Origin of the sequence: Bradyrhizobium sp. IC4060, from assembly GCF_020193715.1 — a bacterium.
In the GTDB taxonomy this organism is placed as follows: domain Bacteria; phylum Pseudomonadota; class Alphaproteobacteria; order Rhizobiales; family Xanthobacteraceae; genus Bradyrhizobium; species Bradyrhizobium yuanmingense.
On sequence record NZ_JADYVJ010000008.1, the window covers coordinates 220,859 to 235,911 of the forward strand.

The window sequence follows — 15,053 nt, forward strand, 5'->3', positions numbered from 1 at the left end:
CCCCGCCTAACCCAGAGTCTCGACCAGCCGGTGCAGCGCCTGCGCCGTGGTCTCGCCGTCCTGCACCAGTGCGAGGCGGATATAGCCTGCGCCGGGATTGAATCCGTCAGGCTGCTGTCGCGCCAGGAAGCTGCCGGGCACCACGCGCACGCCGGCTTCCTTGAACAGCTTGAGCGTCACCGACACGTCGTCGCCGATCTCGGAGGTGTTGAGCCAGACGCAGAAGCCGGCATCGGGGCGGCGATAGCCGTAACGATTGCCGATGATCTGGTCGGCGAGGTCGAACTTGATCCGGTACAGCCGCCGATTCTCCTCGACATGCGCCTCGTCGCCATAGGCGACCGTCGCGACATGCTGCAGCGGCACCGGCACCTGGGGCGCGGCGATGTTGCGCAGCTCGAGGAACATGCCGATGAACCTCTTGTCGCCGGCGGCAAAGCCGACGCGCAGGCCCGGCAGGTTGGAGCGCTTCGACAGTGACTGGAACGCGACCACGCGCGTGAAGTCGGGGCCGGCGCATTCCAGCGCGCTGCCGGGTGCCTCGCGGGTGTAGATCTCGGAATAGCACTCGTCGCTGAGGATCACGAAGCCGTAGCGGTCGGCGAGCTGCTTCAAGCGCTTGAAGTAGCCGGGCCTCGCCACCGAGCCCTGCGGATTGGCGGGCGAAGCCAGGTAGAACGCCACCGTGCGCGCCAGGGTCGCTTCGTCGATCGCGTCGAGGTCGGGCAGGAAGCCGTTCTCGACCGTGGTCGGCAGATGGACCGGCTCGCAAGCGGCCGCAAGCGCGCCCGCGCCGTAGACCGGATAGAACGGGTTCGGCATCAGGATCGCGGGCTTGCCCGGACGCGGGCCGACATAGCGCGCGGCCGCGATCGCGGCGAGGAACAGCCCCTCGCGGCTGCCATTGAGGACGAGAATCTCGCTCTCGGGGTCGAGCGGCCGCGGCAGCTTGAAGCGCGTCGACAGCCAGGCCCCGGCGGCGTTGCGGAACGGATCGGTACCCTTGTTCGCGGGATAACGGCCGAAATCGGCGATGTGCTTGGCCAGCACCGGGCCGACGAAGTCGGGCACGGGATGCTGGGGCTCGCCGACCGCAAGCGAAATCAAGGGCTTGCCCGGCTGATGCGGGGCCAGCAGCTCGTTCAGCCGGACGAAGGGCGAGCGTTCGGAATCGGAGCCATTACCGCCCTGCGGCGCACGGGATGAAGCGGTCAGAGCCATTCGTTGGGCGCCAGTACTCTTGGAACGGCCGGTCGCTACCATAGGCGCCGGCGGGAAGCGGTTCAGTTCACCATAGATAGGGCGAGGTTAAGACGCGATTAACCATCGGCCGCCGCCCGCGTCCAGAGCGGGAATAATGGGGCCGGAGACAGCGGCGTGCATGGACGGTCCCCCTCCCCCGGAGGTGCCTGCAGGCGGAGCCATCAAAAGAAAGGGGCTCCAGCTTGCGCTGGAGCCCCTCAACGGTCAGGGCATTGCCGGGTATGTGCCCGAACCGTAGTTGTGGACGCGGTCCCCGAAGAGACCGCGCCCGGGAGGAGAGGGTCACATGTTGTAGGCGCGCTCGGTGTGCTCGGTGATGTCGAGGCCTTCACGCTCGCTCTCGACATTGGCGCGGAGGCCGACGATCACATCGACAACCTTGAAGAGGATCGCCGAGCCGACGCCCGACCACACCAGCGTGGTGCAGACGGCCTTGATCTGGGCGAGCATCTGCGTGGCGAAGTCGTAATCGGCGACCTTCGGCGGGATCGCCGAATAGTCGATGATGCCGGCGCCGCCGAGCGCGGGGTTGACCAGAATGCCGGTGCCGATGGCGCCGACGATGCCGCCGATGCAGTGCACGCCGAACACGTCGAGCGAGTCGTCGTAGCCGAGCGCGTTCTTCACCACGGTGCAGAAGAACAGGCAGACCACGCCGACGACGAGGCCGAGGACGATCGCTCCCATGACGCCGGAGAAGCCGGCGGCGGGCGTGACGGCCACGAGGCCCGCGACGGCGCCTGAGATCACGCCGAGCACGGAGGGATGACCCTTGATGATCCACTCCGCGAACATCCACGACAGCGCGGCGGCTGCGGTGGCGACGAAGGAGTTGGTCATGGCGAGCGCAGCGCCGCCGCTGGCCTCGAGGTTGGAACCGGCATTGAAGCCGAACCAGCCGACCCAGAGCAGCGAGGCGCCGATCATCGACATGGTCAGCGAGTGCGGGGCCATCAGCTCCTTGCCGTAGCCGACGCGCTTGCCGATCAGGAGAGCGCCGACGAGGCCCGCGATACCGGCGTTGATGTGCACCACGGTGCCGCCCGCGAAGTCGATCGCGCCCATCTTGAAGATCCAGCCGGCATCGGCGTTGAGCTCGTCGAGCTTGGCCTGGGCCGCGGTCTTCGCCGCCGCGTCAGTAGCGGCAGCCAACGCTTTGGCCGCATCCTGGATCAGGTCCGGACCCTGCCAGTACCAGACCATGTGCGCGATCGGGAAATAGACCAGCGTCACCCAGAGCGGAACGAACAGCGCGATCGCCGCGAACTTCATGCGCTCGGCGAAGGCGCCGACGATGAGAGCGGGCGTGATCGCCGCGAAGGTCATCTGGAAGCAGACGTAAATCAGCTCCGAGATGTTGGCGTCGACCGAGAAGGTCGCGGCCTTCGTGTCGGTGGTGACGCCCATCATGAAGGCCTTGGAGAAGCCGCCAATGAAGTCGGAGCCGCCGGTGAAGGTGAGGCTGTAGCCGTATACGGCCCAGATCACGCAGACGACGCAGACGGTGTAGAACACCTGCATCAGGACCGAGAGCATGTTCTTGGAACGAACCAGACCGCCGTAGAACAGCGCGAGGCCGGGGATCGTCATCAACAGCACCAGCACTGTCGATGTCAGCATCCAGGCGTTGTCTCCCTTGTTGACCGTTGGCTCGGCGTAGGCTGCGGTCGCAGCGAACAGGCCGACTGCGAGAGCCGCCAGTCCCGCGCCATAGGGACGCTTGAACGTCATATTGTTTACTCCTGCTTGGATAAGGTTGAGCGCGAAATCAGAGGGCCGCGGCATCGGCCTCGCCGGTGCGGATACGCACCGCGTGGTCGAGGTTGATGACGAAGATCTTGCCGTCGCCGATCTGTCCGGTTTTCGCCGCGGACGTGATGGCATCGATGGTCTTGTCGACCTGGTCGGAGGCGACAGCGACCTCGATCTTGATCTTGGGCAGGAAGCTCACGGCATATTCGGCGCCGCGATAGATTTCCGTATGGCCCTTCTGGCGGCCATACCCCTTGACTTCCGTCACCGTGAGACCGTGAACGCCGATGGCGGTCAGGGCGTCACGGACTTCTTCAAGCTTGAATGGCTTGATGATCGCCATAACAATTTTCATGGGTCCTATCCCCGCTTGGGCCCGGTCCGGACGTGGCCGGGCGTTCTCGACTGGTTCGCCACGAGGGAGAAGTTTCACTACGCGGGCACAGCCGGACCCCTAGAATCAAATGCCGTGCCAGATCAGGCGGATTGCCTAACGGACTATGAAGACGGGGGTTTTCGCCTTTGGCGGGTGCTGCGATGCAGTGCGCTATTACGTCGCGCTCAAAACGTGGTCACGCCTGCTGAAAATAAGGGCAAGACAGGCTCCCGACACAATGTTGCTCACGTGTCGGGCAGCGAGGCGGTATTTACGTAGCGTCGGCGCCTACTGCAGGGCTTCACCGTGCTGCGAAATATCCAGACCCTCCAGCTCGTGCTCACGGGATACGCGCAAGGGCACGAACAGGCCGACCAGCTTGAGCAGGATGAAGCTGACGCCCGCCGACCAGACGAAGGTCACGGCGACCCCATAGAACTGGATCAGGAGCTGCTGCGGATGGCCCTCCAGCAGGCCGGCGGTGCCGCCGATGGCGCTGGTGGCGAACACGCCGCCGAGCAGGGTGCCGGTCAGGCCGCCGATGCCGTGGACGCCGAAGACGTCGAGCGAATCGTCGTAGTCGAAGCGGTGCTTCAGCCAGGTACAGGCCCAGTAGCAGAGTGCACCGGCAATGATGCCGATGACGATGCCGTGCCATGGCGCGACGAAGCCCGAGGCCGGCGTGATGGTGCCGAGACCTGCGACCGCGCCGGAGATCATGCCGAGCACCGAGGGCTTGCGCCGCGTCGCCCATTCGATCGCGCCCCAGGTCAGCGCGCCCGCGCAGGCGGCCAGATGGGTCGCGATGATCGCCATCACCGCGCGTGAGTTCGCTCCGAGCGCTGAGCCGCCGTTGAAGCCGAACCAGCCGACCCACAACAGGCCGGTGCCCATCACTGCGAGCGACAGATCGAACGGCGAGAGATTCTCGGTGCCGTAGCCGTGACGGCGTCCCATCACCTTGGCTGCAACGAGGCCGCCGGTGCCGGCGGACAGATGCACGACGAGACCGCCGGCGAAATCGAGCACGCCCATGCTGGCGAGGAAGCCGCCGCCCCACACCCAATGCGCCAGCGGAATGTAGACGAAGATGAACCAGGCGACCGAGAACAGGAGATAGGCGGAGAACCGCATGCGGTCGGCGACCGAGCCCGCGACCAGCGCCACCGTGATGACGGCAAACGTCATCTGGTACAGCATGAACAGCGATTCCGGGATCGTCTTCGCCGCGGGGTTGACGCTGTCCATGGTCATGCCGGCGAGAAACCAGCGATCGAGCGTGCCGATCCAGGGGCCGTCGCCGACGAAGCACAGCGAGTAGCCGAACGCCACCCAGAGGATTGAGATCAACATCACCGCGGCCAGGCTCTGCGCCATGGTGGCGAGCACGTTCTTCTTGCGCACCATGCCGGAATAGAACAGCGCAAGCCCCGGGATCGTCATCATCAGCACCAGCGCTGTCGCGACGATCATCCAGGCGGTGTCGGCGGTGCTGATCTCGTTTGCCGCCGCGTGCGCCGGCGCAGCTAGGACGGACACAAATCCGATTGGCGCAGCCTTGGCAGCTGCGCGGCGCGACAATCCCGCCATATCGTTCCCCCCGGCATCAATTGGCGTCGCACATCATGGCGTATTTGCCCGGTGCGATCGAAGCAGTCGTGTCAAAGCGTTTTCGAGCGAAGTGGATACCGGTTCGCGTGACAAGAAAACGCGTCAAAACAAAAAGTCAGAGCGCGTCGCTGTCGGTCTCGCCGGTGCGGATGCGCAGCGCGTGGTCGATCGGCGTGACGAAGATCTTGCCGTCGCCGATCTGGCCGGTGCGCGCCGTCGCGGTGATCACGGCGACCGCCTTGTCGGCGACGTCGGAAGCGACCGCGATCTCGATGCGCAGCTTCGGCAGGAAGTTCACGACATATTCGGCGCCGCGATAGATCTCGGTGTGGCCCTTCTGCCGGCCATAGCCTTTCACCTCGGTCACGGTCATGCCGTGCACGCCGATCGCCGTTAGGGCCTGGCGGACCTCATCGAGCTTGAAGGGTTTGATGATCGCGACGACGAGTTTCATGGTCAGGCCTATTCCCCGGGATGCGCCGCGCCGTATGTCCCCGGCGCTGCGTCAATCTGGCATCTTTCCAGGCAAATGGCACAAAAAAGTTGCAGATTGAAGCGGAAAAACGTTTGGCCAAGGGCGGTCATGTGAACGGCCGCCTCTGTACAGGGCAGCTGTTCATCATTCACAATGCATTTTTGGCATGGATGCGGTGAACCCAGGCGTGAACCGAAGCGTCCCGGCCGGTACACACCTAAGTTCGAGGGGGACGTTCCATGGCGAGTTGGTTCTACGCATCCGAGGGTAAGCAGCAGGGGCCCTTTCCGGAAGGGCAATTCCGCGACCTCGTTGCCCAGGGCGTCGTGCGTCCGGACACCTTGGTCTGGACCGAGGGCATGGCCGGCTGGCAGAAGGCCGCCGAAATTCCCGGCCTGATCGGCGGCGGTGCGCCGCCGATGGTCCCGACGGGCGGAAGTGGCTATGGCGGCGCTGCCGGCTATGCAAGCGGTGGATCGCTCTCGGTCGATTTCAGCATCCTCGAATTCACCTGGCGCAGCATCGTCCTGCTGATCGGAATGATCTTCGTCATCCCGGCGCCTTGGGCCTTCGTCTGGTACACCAGATGGATCGTCTCCTGCGTGAACGTCCCCGGGCGGCCGAACCTCAGCTTCACCGGCAATGCGATGACGTTGGTGCCGTGGTATTTCGGCTTCATCGTTCTCGCCATCGCGCTTGGCTTCGTCGGCAGCGAGATATTGAGCAACCTGCTGTTCATCGTGCAGATCGTGCTCTACTGGCTGCTGATCAAATGGATGGTCGCGAACCTCGCCTCCAACGGGCAGCCGCTGGGCCTCAGCTTCACCGGTTCGGTCTGGGCCTATATCGGCTGGAATCTGCTGTTCGCGATTTCCATCATCACCATCATCGGCTGGGCCTGGGTGGCCGCGGCTCAGATGCGCTGGTTCTGCCGCAACGTCGAGGGCACCCGGCGCGAGATCGTCTTCAAGGGCAGCGGCCTCGATATCCTCTGGCGCGGCATCGTGGCCGCCATCCTGATGTGCTTCATCATCCCGATCCCGTGGGTGTACCGCTGGATCATGAACTGGTTCGCCTCGCAGACCGAGCTCGCGCCGCGCGGCTCGCTCGGGGCATGATCCGAACGCTTCAGGCGCTGCTTGAAGCGATCAGGCCTTCCGTTCGCGCACCGAGCCTTCCTGCGCGACGGAGGCGACCAGCGTGCCGTCCGGCTTGAAGATCGAGCCGCGGGTCAGCCCCCGTCCCGATTGCGCGCTCGGCGAATCCTGCGCGTAGAGCAGCCATTCGTCGGCGCGGAACGGGCGATGGAACCACATCGCGTGGTCGAGACTCGCCGGCATCATGCGCTTGTCGAACAGCGTGCGGCCATAGCGCGCCATGATCGCATCGAGCAGCGAGAAGTCCGAGGCGTAAGCGAGCGCGCACATGTGCAGCGCCGGATCGTCGGGCAGCTTGGCGGCGGTCTTGATCCAGACGTGGATGCGGCCGTCGTCGATCTTCTGGCCGAAATAACGGCCGAGCTCGACCGGGCGCAGCTCGATCGGCCGATCGGATTCGTAATACCGGCGGATGAAGTCCGGCATCTCCTTGAACATCGGCTGCTTCGCCACCTCCTCCGCCGTGAGCTTTTCCGGCGGGGGCACGTCCGGCATCTTGTCCTGGTGGTCGAACGCAGTCTCCTCCTCGGCGTGGAACGAGACCATGATCGAGAAGATCGCGTTGCCGTGCTGGATCGCGGTGACGCGGCGGGTCGAGTAGCTTTTGCCGTCGCGCAGGCGCTCGACCTGATAGATGATCGGGATCTGCGGATCGCCCGGCAGGATGAAATAGCAATGCAGCGAATGCGGCAGCCGGCCCTCCACGGTGCGGCAGGCCGCGACCATCGCCTGCCCGATCACCTGGCCGCCGAACACCCGCTGCCAGCTCGTCTTCGGGCTGTTGCCGCGGAACAGGTTCACCTCGAGCTGCTCGAGGTCGAGGATCCCGATGAGGTCGATCAGTCCTTTGGACATGATGGTGCTTTCCAGTGATGCCTCATTCCGGGGCGCACGCGGTGCGAACCCGAAAATCTCGAGCTGATAAACCTCCGGATTCCGGGTACGCGCGTTGCGCGCCCCGGAATGACGGAACGAAGGGCTAGCGGTCCTCGTTTCACCGCACTGTTTCGCCCAGCTCAAGTCTGCTAGCAAGACCGAGAATTGTCCGGGAAGCTTTGGTATGTCGGTACAGGGTAGCATTGTCATCGGTGGCGGCGCGTTTGCCGGCCTTGCGCTGGCCTTGGCGCTACGCCAGGGGCTCGGGCCCGAGATCCCAATCATCGTCGCCGATCCCGCGCTCGGCACGCGGCCGAGCCGCGACCCCCGCGCCACCGCGATCGTCGCCGCCTGCCGCCGCCTGTTCGAGACGATCGGCGCCTGGGACGACGTCCGGGGCGAGGCCCAGCCGATCCTCGACATGGTCGTCACCGATTCCAAGCTCGAGGACGCCACCCGCCCGGTGTTCCTGAACTTCGCCGGCGACGTCGCGCCGGGCGAGCCCTTCGCGCATATGATCGAGAACCGCCGCCTGATCGACGCGCTGGTGGTGCGCGCCGAGGCCGACGGCATCGATCTTCGCGCCACCCCGGTCGCCTCCTACGATGCGCGCACCGACGGCATCGAGGTGACGCTCGGCGACGGCAGCGTGATCGCGGCGGGCCTCTTGGTCGCCGCCGATGGCGCGCGGTCGAAGCTGCGCGAGCGCGCCGGCATCGTCACTCATGGCTGGGAGTACGATCAGTCCGGCATCGTCGTCACCGTCGGCCACGAGCGCGATCACGAGGGCCGCGCCGAGGAACACTTCCTGCCGGCCGGCCCGTTCGCGATCCTGCCGCTCACCGGCAAACGCTCCTCGCTGGTGTGGACCGAGCGCCGCACTGAGGCCGCGCGCATCATCGCCCTCAGCGACGAGGAATTCCACGCCGAGCTCGAGCAGCGCTTCGGCCTGCATCTCGGCGAGGTCAAGGTGCTCGACAAGCCGCGGGCGTTTCCGCTGTCTTATTTCGTCGCGCGGTCCTTCATCGCCGAGCGCCTCGCGCTGGTCGGCGACGCCGCCCATGTCATCCACCCCATCGCGGGCCAGGGTCTCAACATGGGCCTGAAGGACGTCGCTGCGCTGGCGGAAGTGGTGGTCGATGCCGCGCGGCTCGGCCTGGATATCGGCGGGGCGGACGTGCTCGAACGCTACCAGCGCTGGCGCCGGTTCGACACCATGGCGATGGGCGTCGCCACCAACTCGCTGAACTTCCTGTTCTCCAACCAGTCGACGCTGTTGCGCACGGTGCGCGACATCGGCCTCGGCCTCGTCGACCGCGCCCCGCCGCTGAAGAACCTCTTCATCCGCCAGGCCGCAGGCCTCACCGGCGAGGTGCCGCGGCTGTTGAAGGGCGAGGCGTTGTAAGGGCGAATGGTGAGTATCGAGTGGCGAGTGGACCCATTCGCCATTCGCCACTCCCCACTCGCTGTTATCAATCGATCTTGCGCGCCTCTTCCGGCAGCATGATCGGGATGCCGTCGCGAATGGGATAAGCGAGCTTGGCGCTGCGCGAGATCAGCTCCTGCCGCTCAGCATCGAATTCCAGCGGGCCCTTTGTCAGCGGGCAGACCAGGATCTCCAGCAATTTTGGATCGACGCTGGCTTCGGGACGTTCGGTGGGCGCGTTCATGGAAGTCTCCGGCACTTGCTTGCCTTTAGCATAGAAATTCGCGCCCGCCATCGCGCTTTAGGCGGAGACCATCGCCAGGAGCTCGTCGAGCATGGTCCGCAGCCGCGCGGCCGGGATTGACGGGCCTGACAGGGCGAAACCGAGAAATGTCCAGTACAGGATCTGCGCGCGGGCCTGCGCCGTTGCCGGGGCGAGTCCCCGCTTCTGCAGCAGCTCCTCGATATAATCGAGCCTGCGGCGATCGATGGCACGCACCGCCCCTTGCGCGCTCGCATCGAACGCCGCCCAATTGCGCACCGCGCGTTCGAGGTCGAGCCGCGCGCCGAAGGATCTCCGCAGCAGCATCTTGACCGGCTCGTCGCCGGCGGCTTCGACGTCGGCGATGATCCGCTCGGCCGCGATCTCGCGCCAGCGCTTCAGCACCGCGGCGTGAAACGCGGCGAGATCGGCGAAATGCCAATAGAAGCTGCCGCGCGATACGCCCATGGCCTTGGCGAGCGGCTCGGCCTTCAAGGCCGTGAAGCCGCTCTTGGCCAGGGCCTTGAGGCCCTGGCCAGTCCAATCGTCAGCGGAGAGCTGTTGGTTCATGTCGTTTCCCGAAAAGCGCACCATACACTAGTGTATTGACAAGCGCTTGGCCAGACGCTATCGAAACATACATGAGTGTATGGAGGCGTCGATGCGGGATCTGCTGCTCCAGTGTGCGGGCGTCGTGACCATCGCCGTTGCGCTCGTTCACGGCTACCTCGGCGAAGCCAAGGTCTTCGCCCGCGCGCGCATCGAGCCGGAGCGCCTCCGCACCTTGATCCGGCTGGTGTGGCAGGCCTCGACCGTGGCCTGGATCGGCGGTGGCGTGCTGCTGATCGCGGCGCCGTGGATGCAATCGGAGCCGGCTCGTCACTGGATCGTCGCGACCATGGCCTGCGTGTTCGGCTGCTCCGCCCTCGCCAACGCCTGGGCGACGCGGGGCCGGCATTTCGGCTGGATGGCGCTCAGTGCGGTCGTCGTGATGTCGGTTGCCGGGTACTAGAACTCATCTAAAGCGGACCAGATCCGTTACCGATCGACCAGGCATTCTTCGGATGCCGTCTCGTCCCTTTCGTGCTCCACGTTGCTGGCGTGGCGCTGATGGGACTCCTGCAGCGCGATGATCACCGGACGCAAGCGCATCCGCGTCCATCTCCAGTCATCCGCAAACGCGCGCAGCGGGCTTCCGGCGCGACCGGCGCGCGGACCGTGTTAGCCCCACAGATCAAATTTTACGGACGGTGTTGGCAAGCCGCTAAGCATGCGATCAGGCGCGGCACAAAATTAACGCGAAGGGCGATTAGCCGGTCCAGCATCGACAAACATCAACAATATCGACGATGGGGCGAAACTGAATGTTCCGCGTTTTCTCCTGCCTTACGGCCGAACACGATTGGCGGCTCGTCGTGCTCGCTGCTCTGGTCTGCTTCGTTGCCAGCATCGTCGCGGTCAGCATCTTCCACCGCGCGATCGCAACGCGCGGGAGAACCCGGTGGATCTGGATCGCCATTGCCGGCGCGGCCATCGGATACGGCATTTGGGCTACGCATTTCGTCGCGATGCTCGCCTACGAGCCCGGGGTCACGACGGGCTACGGCATCGTGTTGACGGCGTCCTCTCTCGCGGCGGCAATGCTGCTGACCTCGGTCGGCTTCGGCGTCGCGGTCGTCACGTCCGGCCGCTGGCGCGCGGCGGCTGGCGGCGTCATCATCGGTGGCGGCATTGCCAGCATGCACTATCTCGGAATGTGGGCGCTCGAAGTGCCGGGCCGAGTCTCCTGGTCCGTAGACCTCGTGCTCCTCTCCATCGTTCTGGGCATGTGTTTTGGCTACGCTGCGCTGGCGGCAGCGCTCACCCGTCAGGGTTATAGCGGCACGCTGGCAGCCGCCACCCTGCTGACGCTCGCCATCGTGTCGCATCACTTCACGGCCATGGGCGCCGTGCAGATCACACCGGATCCGGCGCTCGCGACCGATACGCTTTCGCTGTCTCCGGCCTTCCTCGCGCTCGCCATCGCCGGCGTCGCATTGTCCGTGCTGGGCATGAGCCTGATCGGAGTGCTGGCCGATCGTCGTCTGGCGACCAGAACCGCCAGGTTCGAGGAGATCATCAGCCAGCTCTCCATAGCCCGGCAGCAGCTCGAAGGGTCGCAGAACGAGCTCAAGGAACAGAAGCTGAGGCTGGACACGGCCATCAACCATATGGTCGAGGGCCTTTGCATGTTCGACGCCGGGAAGCGGCTCGTCATCTGCAACGAGCGTTACGCCCGTTTGTACCGGCTGCCGCCGGAATTGCTGCGTGCGGGAACTCCGCACCGCGACATCATCCGTCATCGCGTCACCAGCGGCATACTCGAAGGCGAGGCCAGCGATTTCGCCGCCGAACGGCAGATCGCCAGGCTCGAAGCACTGCCGATCCATGCCGTCTCGAGCCGCATCGATGCGTTCGCCGATGGGCGGCTGATCTGCGTGACGCGGCAGCCGATGGCCGGCGGCGGCTGGGTGGCTACGCATCTGGATGTCACCGAGCAACGCCGGTCCGAAGCGAAGATCACCTACATGGCGGAACACGATGCGCTCACCGAGCTGCCGAACCGCGTGCTGCTCAAGGCGCGTCTGGAGCCTGCACTTGCCGATACGCGTGGCGGAAATCTCCATCTGGCGGTTCTCCTGCTCGACCTCGACCGCTTCAAGGAGGTCAACGACACGCTCGGACATCCGGCGGGCGACCTGCTGCTGCGCTCAGTCGCGGCGCGCTTGCTGGATTGCATCAGGGAAACGACGTTCGTCGCCCGACTGGGCGGCGACGAATTCGCAATCGTCGACTACGTGACCAATCCGGCTGCGGACGCGGCCTCTCTCGCCGAGGCGATCCATGGCGCGCTCAGCGAGCCGTTCGATCTCGGCGATCATCAGGTCATTGTCGGCACCAGCATCGGGATCGCCCTTGCGCCCCGAGACGGCGCCGATTCCGACACGATCCTCAGGAGCGCAGATCTTGCCCTCTACTCGGCCAAGAGCGGCGGACGTGGTGCATTCCGCTTCTTCGAGCCGGAGCTGGACCGGCTCCTGCATGCGCGCCGCAACCTGGAGCGGGATCTGCGGAAGGCGCTTGCGAGGAGCGAATTCGAGCTCCACTACCAGCCGTTCGTCAATTTGAAGAGCGGCGAGACCTGTGGCTTCGAGGCGTTGCTGCGTTGGCATCACCCCGAGCGGGGTCTGGTCTCGCCCGGCGAATTCATTCCCGTCGCGGAGGAAACTGGCTTGATCCTGCCGCTGGGGGAATGGGTGTTGAGAACCGCCTGTGCCGAAGCGGCAAAATGGCGTTCCGACCTGAAGATCGCGATCAACCTGTCTCCAGCGCAATTCAGGAGCAAGGAGCTCGTGTCGACGATCGTGAGCGCACTGGCGGCGTCGGGGATTGCTTCAGACCGGCTCGAGCTCGAGGTCACCGAAACCGTCATCATGCATGACAGCGGGACCGTATTCGCAGCACTCAGCCAGCTGCGCGAGCTCGGGGTGCGGATTGCCCTCGACGATTTCGGCACCGGCTATTCGTCGCTCAGCTTTCTGCAGAAGTTTCCCTTCGATAAGATCAAGATCGATCGCAGCTTCGTCAGCGAGCTGTCCAGTCCGATGGAGGAGCCCCATCGGATCGCGCGGGCCGTGGTCCAGTTCGCCACGAGTCTCGGTAAGACGTCCACCGCCGAAGGCGTCGAAACCGCCGAGCAGCTGGACATCCTGCGCCAGGAGGGCTGCGTCGAGGCCCAGGGCTTCCACCTCAGCCCGCCGATACGAGCCTCGACGATCGCACGGCTTGCGGATCGAAAGGCCGAGGCCGGCGAGTTTGCCGCATAGAGCATGATCCGGACCCGAAGGGCCGCGTCAGCGCAAAGTGTGTAGCGGTTTCCGAAAAGATCATGCTCAAACCAAAAAACCCAAAGCGCGATGAGGATTCATCCTAATCGCATCGCGCTTTGGGTCGCTTGACGATCACTGCAGCGGCGGGTCGCCGCTGGTGCGCTTCTTGGCGAGGTCCATCTCGGTGACGGCGATCAGGATCTCGGCGCGGGTCTTCAGGTCGGGCGCCTCCAGCATGGCCTGCTTTTCCGCGGGGCCGTAGGGCGACATCATCGCGAGCGCATTGACGAGGGCTTCATTGGGCGCGCTCTCGACGCCCTCCCAGTCGACCTTGAGGTTGTTGGCCTTCAGGAAGTCCGCCAGCACCGCCAGCAGCGCCTCGCGGTCGACCTCCTCCTCGCCGCGGCGCGCGGTGAAATCGTCGACGTAGGCGAAGAAGTCCACCTTGCACTGCCGATAGGGGGTGAGCACCTCGAGCTCCTCGACCACCTTGAAGCGCGAAACGCCGGTGAGCTCGAGGATGTAGCGGCCGTCGCCGGACTCGGCGAGCTGGGTGATGCGGCCGACGCAGCCGACGCGGAACAGCGCCGGCTTGTCGGAATCCTTCCGCGAATGCGCGATGTCGGGCTGGATCATGCCGATCAGGCGATGGCCGTCGCGGAAGGAATCGTCGACCATCGAAAGGTAGCGCGGCTCGAAGATGTTGAGCGGCATCTGGCCGCGCGGCAGCAGCAGCGCGCCCGGCAGCGGGAAGACCGGAATGATCTCCGGGAGGTCGGCGGGCCCGCGATATTCGATGTTGATCGGCATCTGCCCGGTCCCCTGGCGTTGCTAGCGCATGATCCGGATCCGAAGGACCGCGTTAGCGCAAAGTGTGGAGCGGTTTTCCGAACAGATCATGCTCAAAAAAGGCCGTTACGAAAACAGGATCGTCGACAAACGTTTGCGGCCTTCGACGGTTGCATCATCCGTGCCGCCCCAGGCCTCGAAGAACTGCACCAGCTGCTTGCGGGCGCCGTCGTCGTTCCATTTGCGGTCGCGCTTGATGATCTCGAGCAGCTGCTCGGTCGCCGCCGCGCGGTTGCCTTGGGCGTTGAGCGCGGTGGCGAGGTCGAACCGGGCCTGATGATCGAGCGGATTTGCGGCGACTTTCTGTTCCAGCTCGGCGACCGGTCCAAGCGATTTCGCCTGCTCGGCGAGATCGATTGCGGTCTGCACGGCCTTCACGGCCGGGTCGTTGCGCTTGGATTCCGGCACCATGGCCAGCGTCTGCTTGGCCTGCTCCATCGCGCCGGAAACGGCGTAGCACTTCGCAAGGCCCGCAAGCGCCGCGATGTTGGTGGAATCATGCTGCAGCGCCTCGGCATAGATCTGCGCCGCCGCCGCCGCGTCGCCCTCGGCGAGCACCGCGTCGGCCTCCTGCACGATCTCGGCGACGTTGACCTCGCCCGGCGCGGTGACGCCCTTGGTCAGCCGCTCGATGAAGGCGTTGACCTGGCTCTCCGGCACCGCGCCCATGAAGCCGTCGGCCGGCTGGCCGTTGACGAAGGCGATCACGGCCGGGATCGACTGGATGCCCATCTGGCCCGGGATCGCCGGATGATGGTCGATGTTCATCTTGACCAGCTTGACCTTGCCCTTGGCCGCCTTCACCGCCTTCTCCAGGACGGGGGTGAGCTGCTTGCAGGGGCCGCACCATTCCGCCCAGAAATCGATCAGCACGGGCTGGCGCTTCGATTCCTCGATGACGTCCTTCACGAAGGTCTGGGTGGTGGTGTCCTTGATCAGGTCGGCCGCAGCCGGGCCCGCCGCTCCGTTACCCTGGTCGATGATCGTCACGGGATTCCCTCGTCATGTCTGGAATGGCGGCTCTTTAGCACGCCGCCGCGTCATATGCTTGTGGTCGGCTCCTAAATTGGGCCGAATGGGCCGAATTTCAATCCAGGCACCCCGATTCGCCGGTTCCGAGACGTTTCCGGTCGATTT

General features: G+C 65.0%; 14 protein-coding genes. 4 read left to right on the top strand and 10 right to left on the bottom strand.

Going from position 1 to position 15,053, the window contains the following annotated elements:
- Positions 1–6: 6 nt before the first annotated feature.
- From I6F16_RS25005 to I6F16_RS25025, 5 genes are all read right to left on the bottom strand, one after another.
- The gene (locus tag I6F16_RS25005) at positions 7–1,221 is read right to left on the bottom strand and encodes an aminotransferase class I/II-fold pyridoxal phosphate-dependent enzyme (protein WP_109141975.1); all 1,215 of its coding nucleotides are present in this window, start codon (positions 1,219–1,221) and stop codon (positions 7–9) included.
- Between the two features lie 324 nt (positions 1,222–1,545).
- A complete protein-coding gene (locus I6F16_RS25010; RefSeq protein ID WP_036003055.1) occupies positions 1,546–2,994 on the bottom strand; it encodes an ammonium transporter in 1,449 nt (482 codons plus the stop codon).
- 37 nt (positions 2,995–3,031) lie between these two features.
- Complete coding sequence (locus I6F16_RS25015) at positions 3,032–3,370, bottom strand: P-II family nitrogen regulator (protein WP_008142813.1); 339 nt, start codon at positions 3,368–3,370, stop codon at positions 3,032–3,034.
- Between the two features lie 309 nt (positions 3,371–3,679).
- Positions 3,680–4,981 carry an ammonium transporter gene (locus I6F16_RS25020; RefSeq protein ID WP_225174076.1) on the bottom strand — a complete coding sequence of 434 codons (1,302 nt, stop codon included), beginning with the start codon at positions 4,979–4,981 and terminating at the stop codon, positions 3,680–3,682.
- A gap of 136 nt (positions 4,982–5,117) precedes the next feature.
- The gene (locus tag I6F16_RS25025) at positions 5,118–5,456 is read right to left on the bottom strand and encodes a P-II family nitrogen regulator (RefSeq protein WP_008142802.1); all 339 of its coding nucleotides are present in this window, start codon (positions 5,454–5,456) and stop codon (positions 5,118–5,120) included.
- Positions 5,457–5,716: 260 nt separating this feature from the next.
- Here I6F16_RS25025 and I6F16_RS25030 point away from each other — a divergent pair, with 260 nt between their 5' ends.
- Positions 5,717–6,595, top strand: a complete 879-nt coding sequence (locus tag I6F16_RS25030) for a DUF4339 domain-containing protein (RefSeq protein WP_157285146.1) — start codon at positions 5,717–5,719, stop codon at positions 6,593–6,595.
- A 30-nt stretch (positions 6,596–6,625) separates the two neighbouring features.
- Here the strand turns inward: I6F16_RS25030 and tesB are convergent, their stop codons facing one another.
- Positions 6,626–7,489 carry an acyl-CoA thioesterase II gene (tesB, locus tag I6F16_RS25035; RefSeq protein WP_036003028.1) on the bottom strand — a complete coding sequence of 288 codons (864 nt, stop codon included), beginning with the start codon at positions 7,487–7,489 and terminating at the stop codon, positions 6,626–6,628.
- 205 nt (positions 7,490–7,694) lie between these two features.
- Here tesB and I6F16_RS25040 point away from each other — a divergent pair, with 205 nt between their 5' ends.
- Positions 7,695–8,915 (top strand): ubiquinone biosynthesis hydroxylase, encoded by a 1,221-nt coding sequence (locus tag I6F16_RS25040; protein ID WP_036024268.1) that lies wholly within the window; start codon positions 7,695–7,697, stop codon positions 8,913–8,915.
- Positions 8,916–8,982: 67 nt separating this feature from the next.
- Here the strand turns inward: I6F16_RS25040 and I6F16_RS25045 are convergent, their stop codons facing one another.
- Complete coding sequence (locus I6F16_RS25045) at positions 8,983–9,180, bottom strand: Trm112 family protein (RefSeq protein ID WP_036003042.1); 198 nt, start codon at positions 9,178–9,180, stop codon at positions 8,983–8,985.
- Between the two features lie 57 nt (positions 9,181–9,237).
- Complete coding sequence (locus tag I6F16_RS25050; protein WP_036024363.1) at positions 9,238–9,768, bottom strand: TetR/AcrR family transcriptional regulator; 531 nt, start codon at positions 9,766–9,768, stop codon at positions 9,238–9,240.
- A gap of 91 nt (positions 9,769–9,859) precedes the next feature.
- Between I6F16_RS25050 and I6F16_RS25055 the strand changes: the two genes are divergently transcribed.
- Both I6F16_RS25055 and I6F16_RS25060 read left to right on the top strand, forming a co-directional pair.
- Entirely contained in the window at positions 9,860–10,210 is a 351-nt protein-coding gene (locus I6F16_RS25055; protein WP_036003036.1) for a hypothetical protein, read from the top strand.
- A 352-nt stretch (positions 10,211–10,562) separates the two neighbouring features.
- The gene (locus I6F16_RS25060) at positions 10,563–13,064 is read left to right on the top strand and encodes an EAL domain-containing protein (protein WP_225113162.1); all 2,502 of its coding nucleotides are present in this window, start codon (positions 10,563–10,565) and stop codon (positions 13,062–13,064) included.
- 135 nt (positions 13,065–13,199) lie between these two features.
- Here I6F16_RS25060 and I6F16_RS25065 read toward each other — a convergent pair whose 3' ends face one another.
- The gene (locus I6F16_RS25065; protein ID WP_036003016.1) at positions 13,200–13,877 is read right to left on the bottom strand and encodes an LON peptidase substrate-binding domain-containing protein; all 678 of its coding nucleotides are present in this window, start codon (positions 13,875–13,877) and stop codon (positions 13,200–13,202) included.
- Positions 13,878–13,982: 105 nt separating this feature from the next.
- Positions 13,983–14,906, bottom strand: a complete 924-nt coding sequence (gene trxA, locus I6F16_RS25070) for a thioredoxin (protein WP_025033093.1) — start codon at positions 14,904–14,906, stop codon at positions 13,983–13,985.
- Positions 14,907–15,053: the final 147 nt, after the last annotated feature.

Bases quoted from the DNA above. Each gene is read 5' to 3' on its own strand.
- I6F16_RS25060 (WP_225113162.1), top strand. From the start codon at position 10,563: ATGTTCCGCGTTTTCTCCTGCCTTACGGCCGAACACGATTGGCGGCTC.
- I6F16_RS25040 (WP_036024268.1), top strand. From the start codon at position 7,695: ATGTCGGTACAGGGTAGCATTGTCATCGGTGGCGGCGCGTTTGCCGGC.
- I6F16_RS25055 (WP_036003036.1), top strand. From the start codon at position 9,860: ATGCGGGATCTGCTGCTCCAGTGTGCGGGCGTCGTGACCATCGCCGTT.
- I6F16_RS25020 (WP_225174076.1), bottom strand. From the start codon at position 4,981: ATGGCGGGATTGTCGCGCCGCGCAGCTGCCAAGGCTGCGCCAATCGGA.
- I6F16_RS25030 (WP_157285146.1), top strand. From the start codon at position 5,717: ATGGCGAGTTGGTTCTACGCATCCGAGGGTAAGCAGCAGGGGCCCTTT.
- I6F16_RS25010 (WP_036003055.1), bottom strand. From the start codon at position 2,994: ATGACGTTCAAGCGTCCCTATGGCGCGGGACTGGCGGCTCTCGCAGTC.
- I6F16_RS25045 (WP_036003042.1), bottom strand. From the start codon at position 9,180: ATGAACGCGCCCACCGAACGTCCCGAAGCCAGCGTCGATCCAAAATTG.
- tesB (WP_036003028.1), bottom strand. From the start codon at position 7,489: ATGTCCAAAGGACTGATCGACCTCATCGGGATCCTCGACCTCGAGCAG.
- I6F16_RS25015 (WP_008142813.1), bottom strand. From the start codon at position 3,370: ATGAAAATTGTTATGGCGATCATCAAGCCATTCAAGCTTGAAGAAGTC.
- I6F16_RS25050 (WP_036024363.1), bottom strand. From the start codon at position 9,768: ATGAACCAACAGCTCTCCGCTGACGATTGGACTGGCCAGGGCCTCAAG.
- I6F16_RS25005 (WP_109141975.1), bottom strand. From the start codon at position 1,221: ATGGCTCTGACCGCTTCATCCCGTGCGCCGCAGGGCGGTAATGGCTCC.
- I6F16_RS25065 (WP_036003016.1), bottom strand. From the start codon at position 13,877: ATGCCGATCAACATCGAATATCGCGGGCCCGCCGACCTCCCGGAGATC.
- I6F16_RS25025 (WP_008142802.1), bottom strand. From the start codon at position 5,456: ATGAAACTCGTCGTCGCGATCATCAAACCCTTCAAGCTCGATGAGGTC.